This window comes from Actinomyces oris, assembly GCF_001937445.1.
In the GTDB taxonomy this organism is placed as follows: domain Bacteria; phylum Actinomycetota; class Actinomycetes; order Actinomycetales; family Actinomycetaceae; genus Actinomyces; species Actinomyces acetigenes.
In genome coordinates, this window is the sequence record NZ_MSKS01000055.1 from 1 (window position 1) to 7786 (window position 7786).

The following is a 7786-nucleotide window of genomic DNA, read 5'->3' on the forward strand; positions in this document are numbered from 1 at the left end:
TTGTTGAGCTGGAGTGTGGTGAGTCCTGCGGCGCGGCAGTCGGCGACAGTGTGGACGACGGGTGCTGCTGCCTCGGGGGTGAGGCCTTTGTTCTCGTCGGTGGCTAGGCCGGTGACGGACAGGGTCCCGTTGCTGAGCTCGATGGTGCCGGTGGGGCCGGCCTGTTTGGCGGCGGTGATGACCTGCTCGAAGGAGACGGTGGTGGGGAACTGTCCCTCGGTGTTGCTGGTGGAGGTGACTTTCCAGCCGTTCATGGTGAAGGTCTTGGAGGAGTCTGGGGCACCTGGTTGCGCCAAGGTGGTGGGGAGAGTGGTGACTTGCCCGTAGTCGATATGGGTGTTCTCGATGGTTGTGGCCTCACCCGCGGCGGCCAGGTCGCGTCTGATGATTGAGCGCTCTGGGGGACGGGAGCCGCTAGCCAGGATGCTGACGCTGGCGTCGTGCAGTGTCCAGGTCAGGGTGATGGTGAGGTTGATGTGGGTGTCGGAGTTGTCTTTGCCGAAGGTGGCATCGCGGGTGGAAGCCAGCAGGTTGGCCACGGCATCGGGGCTGGTGTTGTCCTTGAGGCGTACGTCCAGGTAAGCGCTGGGGCCGCCGTTGTCGGCTGAGGCCACGGTGATCTCAGCGGAGATGACATCAGGGCTGTTGGAGAGGTGCTTGGTGGCTGTGCTGGCGATGCGCCGAATTTTGTATCCTTCCGGGCCGCTGTCGGGGTTGAGGGTGATGTACACCGTGTAGACGAACCAGAAAAGCGCCACCACGACCACGACCAGCACCACCCGGGCCGCCCACCAGCCCGCCGATCTACCGGACAGCGCAACCCTCCTGTTGCCGAAAACCATGCTGATGCGAGCAAAGATAGTTCCCTCTGTATTCTTGCTGCTTTGCTGATCTGTGTCGGATTCACTTGAGTTCATCGCCGGCCTTAACTTGTCGTCCTTGAGTGTCTCCAGGTCGTGGCGCAGGCTGCCTGGCAATTCGAGTCTCCAATGAGGCTTGAGGATGAAAAAAATTGATAGTTGTGGGAAGGGTGAACTCTAGTTCGGCTGCTCTAGTTGTTGCCGATCGAATAATCGTCCACATATTCCGGGGCTGCGCCTCGCAGAATCTTCCCCTGATTATGTAGGCAGGTACTATTTTCTGGTGGTTGTACTTGAGACTCGGGAGGCTCAGTGGGGATGTATCCAGAATGACCTGAATTTCCTGCGAGGTGGCCATGGGAGCCGTTGGTGCCGTGAGATTGAGTGTTCAGTGCGGTGAAATCTGAGTCAGGGCCAGCTGTGCCTCCGCCGCCGACGGTGCCACCGTAGTAGCCAGCCCTCGCGATTCCATCGTTGCCGGCTGTCGTCGAGAACATGTGGTCCGGGAGAAGGTGTAAGTCTGAGGCGTCAGTCGTCCCGATTCCCGGTGATCCCCATACTGATAAGTCGTCCACGGGGCTTGAGGTCGAATTCTTTAATGCGTAACCATTCACTAGGGATCCGTAGGAATGTCCGGTTGCCATTAGGTGTGGGTCTCCGTGGTGGGTTGCTTGCAAGCCTTCGTAGAAGTCTGCCAATTGCCTCCCTCCTTCCTTGGCTTCTCCGGGAGAAAGTACATTTCTGAATGTTGGTGCATCGTAGCCCATCCATGTTACCCCTGCAACGGTCTCACTATTTTTGTTTTCCTCGGTGGACCATTCGAGCCCGCTTTTCTTCATGATGTTCTCTGTGCTGTTAACGTGGTCTCCGGTCCCGCCTTTATCTGTTGCGAGACTCTTGTTGACGGTCGAGTTCATTCCTGGTGTAAACACTACGACATGGTCTGCGTTGTCAATGTCTCCGGAGGCTACTGCTGCCCGGAAGTTGTCGCCACTGTTGTCCAGTGCTAGTAGGGTGCGCCCACCTACAGGCTTGGGCATGCCTTCATTGTCCAGGAGCTTGGGTTTTCCCTTGCTGTCCAGGAACATGGCTGACAGAGCGTGAATGTCCTTTTGTCTCTGGAGTAGAGCTTCATACTCTGGGGTGTTGTCGCCCCATGGGTCTTGTTTGTTTTTGTAGTCTTGGACTCTTTTGTCTATCTCGGCTTGCATAATGGGGAGCCAGATCACGTTCGCTTTGTGTCGGTCGTTTGAGGGGATGCCGTCGAGGTTGCCGATCCAAGCCGGGTGCTTGTGGATGATGTTCTCTTGCTGCGCCTTAGTCAGTGAAGTCCACCAGTCGTTGACCTGGTTGGGGGTCCATTTGGGGTTCGGGGGTCTTTCGCCGTGGTTGACCACCTCGGGGCTCGGGCCGTTTGCGGTGTCATCCATTTTAGTAAGTTCGTTGTATACAGAAGAGATGAAGGCCACTGTGTCGCGCGCTTGTTCGACAAGTCGGTCGCGCTCTCTCTTGTATCCTTCAATCAATGACATTGCGTGAACGGGTTCAAGGCTGGGATTTTTCTTGTAATCGGCCGTAATCTTTCCGCTTTCGGATATCTCTAAATCATCATCCTTTATTCTGGCGACTAGGTTGTGGGCGGCGTTGTTGATGGTGGTGACAGTGGTTGAGGCGTCCTTGAGGTCGTTGCCAGCCTTCTCCAGACCGGTCCAGAGGTCCTCGGCGTCGTCGGCGAGGATTCGTCGCGCCTTGGCCTCGGCCTCGAAGGCTTTTCCGGACAGGCCGTCACCTAATCCGTCCTTTTTAAGGTCGGTGTTGACCTGCTGGTACTTGTGGGAGGCGGCCACCAAGGCGTCGCCGGCCGTGTCGAGGTTGGTGCCGCTCCAGGACAGGAGGTCATTGAACGTAACCATAGGTTCCTCCAAAAGGGTAAGATGTCTGAATCATTAAGGGAAATATGTCAAGTGAGTTAACAGTGTCTAATATGACTCAGCTGTCGCCGTTCTTGGGGGTGCAGGCTGCTGCTGCGCCGTCGGCCGCCTTGAGCTGGTTGGTGGCGTTGTAGATTCCGTTGTGGTGATTCGTCAGCCTGTTGGCGAAGGTGGTGCGAGCCTTGGAGACCGCATCGGCGGCCATTGACGCGTTGCTGGACAGTCCGGTACCCGTCAGTCCGTTCGCCGAGGAGCGCACATCACTGTCGCCTCCCGACACGTTCACCTCACTGACGCAGTTCTCCACCTCCGAGCGGATCTTCGACGTCGTCTCCTCGCACATCCGCAGATCAGCCACTTGTCCCTGTCCTTCCTCGTCACGGCGAAAACCGCCTCATGGCTATCAAGTCGCGGCCGCCACAGTGAACCGACCGATCACACGATAACCAACAATCGGCGGCCGCGGGGGACATATGGACGACGAAATCCTCCCGAGGTCCACGGCGTCTACTGGACGCAGCAGCCAATAAGTCAGGCGTCGGAAGCGGGGTCAGATACCGCTGAGGAGCTTGGTGATGCGCTGGAGGCTCACCTTGCGGCTCGTGCCCAGCGTCTGGGCGAACAGACTCACCCGCAGCTCCTCCACCATCCAACGGGCCTCCTCCAGGAGGGCCTCACGCTGCGGGTCCGCCGGCAGCGAGGCCGCCTTGGTGCAGGCCTTGTCCACCACCTCCCGGGCCTGGGAGACCTGGAAGGCCAAGGCCGCATCCTGAGAGGCGGCCGACGGCGATGAGGCCGCCTTCTCCACCCGCATCACCAGGGCCCGCAGGTAGCGCTCCAAATGCGCCAGGTGCTCCGGCGGGGTGGCGGTGATGAAACCCTCCGGAACCAGGGCGGCCGCGTGCTCGCGCACCTCCTGCAGTGTGTTCAGCAGCGTCAGGGAGGTGTGCTCACCCACCACGCGCTCCACCTCCCGGGCCGCCGTGAGCGCCGCGGCCGCATACCGGGCCACCCGGTAGACCTCGTCCTCAAGCTCATCGCGTATGACACCGACCAGCGCCTGAAAGACCTCCCTGCTGCGCACCTCCGCCAGCGCGCAGCCGGAGGCCGACGCCGCCCAGTGCCCGGCCACGATCCGTGCGGCGGCCGCCTGCACGTCCTCCACAAGGGCTTCTGTGCTCCGGTAGGGGCTGGCCACCAGGATGAGCGACTCCTGGGCGCTCCACCGGCTCGTCACCCGGGCCGCCGGCAAGGCCGTGCGCGCCAGGGCCAGCGCCGTCACCCCGGCGCCATGAGCACCCAGCTGGGCGGCGGCGTCGGGCAGGATCCTCAAGTCCGCGCTCCTGGCCCCGTTCGCCACCAGGGCGGGGTAGCCGCGCACCACCAGGCCGGCCCGGCCCGCGGACTCCACCGAGGCCGGGATCGTCGAGGCATCCGGGTCGCCCAGGCCCGGCACGTCTCGGGGCCAGTCGGTCAGACCCCGGCGCTCCTCCAGGCCGGCGCCGCCTTCAGCAGCGGCCCCTGAGCCTCCTGCGGTCCCAGCGGCGTCGCCCGGACGCTGAGCGGCGGCCGGCCGCCCATCCTTCTTCCTGCGACCCTTGCGGCCCGACTTCCCGCCCTGCGCGCCCTGGCGCTCCTGGGCCTCGGCCATCGCCTGGGCCAGCGCGCCGCGCACCACCGAGCGCACAGCGGCCTCCGTCTTGCCCGACAGCCGCTGCTGGAGTGCAACCAGGTCCCGGCCACGGCCAATAACCCGCCCCCGTGCATCCAGGGCAGCGAAGCCCATCGCCAGGTGATCCGGCAGCCGCTCTGCCGCCTCGGCCCAGTCGGCCTCCGTGATCTCCACGCCCTTGAGGCGGAGCACCACCCGGCTGAAGGCCTCCTCGAAGGGCACCTCGGGGCAGCTCGCACCCGGCGACGTCGGGAACTCCTGGGCGATCTGCGCCCACACCTGGGCGCCCACGTCCGGGGCCGGCACCAGCTGGCGGCGCACCCGCTTGGGCAGCGCCCGGATCGTGGCCACGCACAGCTCGGCCCGCATCCCCGGCACCAGCCAGTCGAAGCCCTCCGGGGACAGGCGCCCCAGCACCTCCACCGGCACCTGGACGCTGACCCCGTCCTCGGGGTGGCCCGGCTCGAACACGTAGTTCAGGCCCAGGGTCAGGTCCCCCTGCACCCACGTGTCCGGGAAGCCGCTCGCGTCGCCCCCGCCGGGCAGCAGCAGCTCCCGGGTGAAGTCCAGCAGGTCCGGGGTGGTGCGCCGCTGCTCCTTCCACCAGGCGTCGAAGGCCGCCGCGGAGGTCACCTCCTCGGGGACGCGGTCGTCGTAGAAGTCGAACAGGGCGGCGTCGTCGGCCAGCAGGCCGTGCTCGCGCCGACGCCGCTCCACGTCCTGCAGCTCCTCGATGAGCTCCCGGTTGCGCTCCACGAAGCCGTGGCGGGCGTGCCAGCCGCCCTCCACCAGGCCCGAGCGGATGAACATCTCCCGGGCGACCTGGCGGGCCGAGTCCGTCCCCACGCTCGCCAGGGTCGCCGGCCGGTCCGCCACCAGCGTCATCCCGTAGAGCAGCACCTTCTCGTGGACCATGGCCGCCCCCTGGCGGGTCGACCAGTAGGGCTCACCGAAGATGTGGCGGGTCAGGCCCGCCCGGTCCGCCACCTGCTCGATCCACCGGGAGTCCACCTTGGCCACGGTGCGGGCGAAGAGCCGGGAGGTCTCCACCAGCTCGGCGGTCATCACCCAGTCGTAGGTCTTGCGGCGCAGGCCCGAGCCCGGCCAGATCGTGAAACGGGTCCCGCGTGCGCCGGCGTACTCCCGACGACGCTCATCCCAGTTGCCCACATTGGACAGCAGCCCCACCAGCAGCGAGCGGTGGATCGCGTCGGCGTCGGGCGTGTCCGCGCTGCGCCCCAGGGCCACGACGGCGGCCGCCACACCCCCGTTGGCGATCTGGGCGGCGTGGCTGCCCGGCTCCAGGGCCTCTGTGGCCGCCCGGATCGAACGGGCCGTCGGCAGCTCCACCGGGGCCGCGTCCAGGCCCAGGGGGCGTGCCAGCTGACGCAGCTGGGTGTGGACGTCCTGCCACTCGCGCACCCGCAGGTAGTGCAGGAACTCGGCCCGGCACATGCGCCGGAAGGCCGAGCCGGACAGCTCGCGGCTCTGCGTGCGCAGGTAGCGCCACAGGTTCAGGTAGGTCAGGAAGTCACTCGTCGGGTCCGCGAAGCGCCGGTGCAGGGCGTCGGAGGCCTCCTGCTTGTCCGCTGGGCGCTCGCGCACGTCCTGGATGGACAGGGCCGCCACGATGACCATGACCTCCCCGACGCAGCCCAGCTCACCGGCCTCCAGGAGCATGCGCCCCAGGCGCGGGTCGATGGGCAGGCGCGCCAGGCGCCGCCCGACCTCCGTCAGGCGCGGCCCCCTGCGGCCCCGGTCGGGGGCGTCGTCGGAGCGGGCGGAGGCGGCCCCGGCCGGCTCGATGGCGCCGATCTCCGTGAGCAGCTGCAGGCCGGAGCGGACCTGGCGGGAGTCCGGGGCGTCCAGGAAGGGGAAGTCCTCCACCGCCCCCAGCCCCAGGGCCGCCATCTGCAGGATGACGCTGGCCAGTGAGGTGCGCAGGATCTCCGGCTCGGTGTACTCCGGGCGCGCCTCGAAGTCGGCCTGCGAGTACAGGCGGATGGCGATGCCGTCGGCCACGCGCCCGCAGCGGCCCGCCCGCTGGTTGGCGCTGGCCCGGCTGATCGGCTCGATCGGCAGGCGCTGGACCTTGGTGCGGTTGGAGTAGCGGGAGATGCGCGCCAGGCCCGGGTCGACGACGTAACGGATCCCGGGAACCGTCAGGGAGGTCTCGGCCACGTTCGTGGCCAGGACGATGCGGCGCACCCGGTGGGCCTCGAAGACCCGGTGCTGCTCGGCGGCGCTCAGGCGCGAGTACAGGGGGACGACCTCGATGGCCCCCGGCGTGCGCGAGCGACCGTCGGGCGTGTAGCGCGCCCCCAGGTGGTCGATGAGGGCCGCCTCGGTGTCGCGGATGTCGCGCTCACCGGCCAGGAAGATGAGGATGTCGCCGCTGGGCTCCCCCAGGAGCTCGTCGACGGCGTCGAGGATCCCGGTCACCTGGTCCTTGGGTTCCCCGGACTCGGCGGCAGCGGAGGCGGCCCGGCCCCGGCCCTTGCCGCGAGCCCCCTGGTTGCGGGGCGTGAGCGCGGTGGGGCCGGCGCCGGAGCGGATGGCCTCGCGGCGGGCCCGGGCCGCGGCGCGCACCGCCGGGTCGGGGGAGGTCAGGGCCTCCAGCTCGGCCTCGCTCAGCTCGCCGGGTCCCGCCGGGCCGGGCCGGGGGACGGTGGTGCCGCCGGTCGGTGAGCCGCCGGCGTCGTCGGAGGCGGGGTCGACGTCGTCGGGAGCCAGCGTGCGGTAGCGCACCTCAACGGGGTAGGTGCGCCCGGAGACCTCGATGACCGGGGCGGGAACGGTGAAGGGCTGCCCGCGGTCGCCGATCTGCTCGCGGCCGAAGTGCTCGGCGAAGCGCTCGGAGTCGATGGTGGCCGAGGTGATGATGACCTTGAGGTCGGGGCGCTGGGGCAGTAGGCGCGCCAGGTAGCCCAGGATGAAGTCGATGTTGAGGCTGCGCTCGTGGGCCTCGTCCACGATGATCGTGTCGTAGCGGCGCAGCTGGGGGTCGGACTGGATCTCCGCCAGCAGGATGCCGTCGGTCATGAGCTTGACCAGGGTGTTCTCACCGACCTCCTCGGTGAAACGTACCTGGTAGCCGACGACGCCGTCACGCCCGATCGGGGTGCCCAGCTCGGAGGCGATGCGCTCGGCCACGCTGCGTGCGGCAATGCGCCGCGGCTGGGTGTGGCCGATCATCCCGGTGATGCCCCGACCCAGCTCCAGACAGATCTTGGGCAGCTGGGTGGTCTTGCCGCTGCCGGTCTCACCGGCGACGATGACGACCTGGTGCTCGCTGATGGCGGCGGCGATCTCCTCACGGCGGG

Annotated in this window: 4 protein-coding genes; all 4 read right to left on the bottom strand. The window is 66.7% G+C overall.

Translation table 11 applies throughout. The annotated features are described in order from the left end of the window. Nucleotides 1-842, bottom strand: an 842-nt coding sequence (locus tag BKH20_RS12725; RefSeq protein ID WP_178388612.1) for a hypothetical protein, incomplete at its 3' end; no start/stop codon positions are given. Nucleotides 843-1051: 209 nt separating this feature from the next. Continuing rightward, complete coding sequence (locus BKH20_RS12730; RefSeq protein ID WP_075391369.1) at nt 1052-2773, bottom strand: alpha/beta hydrolase; 1722 nt, start codon at nt 2771-2773, stop codon at nt 1052-1054. A 76-nt stretch (nt 2774-2849) separates the two neighbouring features. Then, nucleotides 2850-3149 carry an MFS transporter gene (locus tag BKH20_RS12735; protein WP_075391370.1) on the bottom strand — a complete coding sequence of 100 codons (300 nt, stop codon included), beginning with the start codon at nt 3147-3149 and terminating at the stop codon, nt 2850-2852. Between the two features lie 192 nt (nt 3150-3341). After that, a partial coding sequence (locus tag BKH20_RS12740; RefSeq protein WP_075391371.1) for a DUF3418 domain-containing protein occupies nt 3342-7786 on the bottom strand: 4445 nt, incomplete at its 5' end.